This is a genomic window from Streptococcus sp. VTCC 12905 (genome assembly GCF_049893385.1).
Lineage (GTDB): Bacteria > Bacillota > Bacilli > Lactobacillales > Streptococcaceae > Streptococcus > Streptococcus suis_AA.
The window spans coordinates 1-555 of the sequence record NZ_JBMVJC010000081.1 but is presented as its reverse complement, the minus strand read 5'-3'; the positions used below and the strand labels follow the sequence as shown (position 1 = coordinate 555).

Here is a 555-nt window from a genome sequence, read left to right as displayed (position 1 = left end):
TCATTTTAAAGGAAAGCAATTTCAGCAGGATGTGATTATTGTAGCCGTGGGCTACTATCTTCGTTATAACCTTAGCTATCGTGAAGTTCAAGAAATCTTATATGATCGTGGCATTAACGTTTCTCATACGACGATTTATCGTTGGGTGCAAGAATATGGCAAACTACTCTATCAAATTTGGAAAAAGAAAAATAAAAAATCCTTTTATTCCTGGAAAATGGATGAAACGTACATCAAAATTAAAGGAAAATGGCATTATTTGTATCGAGCCATCGATGCAGATGGTTTAACCTTGGATATTTGGTTACGTAAAAAACGGGACACACAAGCAGCCTATGCTTTTCTTAAGCGGTTAGTGAAGCAGTTTGATGAACCGAAGGTTGTAGTCACAGATAAAGCCCCCTCTATTACAAGTGCCTTTAAGAAACTAAAAGAATACGGCTTTTATCAAGGGACAGAACATCGTACCATTAAATACCTGAATAATTTGATTGAACAAGACCATCGTCCAGTAAAGAGACGCAATAAATTCTATCGAAGTTTACGCACTGCCTC

At 36.8% G+C, this 555-nt stretch carries 1 protein-coding gene; it reads left to right on the top strand.

The genetic code is table 11. From position 1 onward, the window contains the following. On the top strand, nucleotides 1-555 hold a 555-nt coding region (locus ACPC58_RS11710; protein ID WP_201245683.1), incomplete at both ends, for an IS6-like element IS1216 family transposase.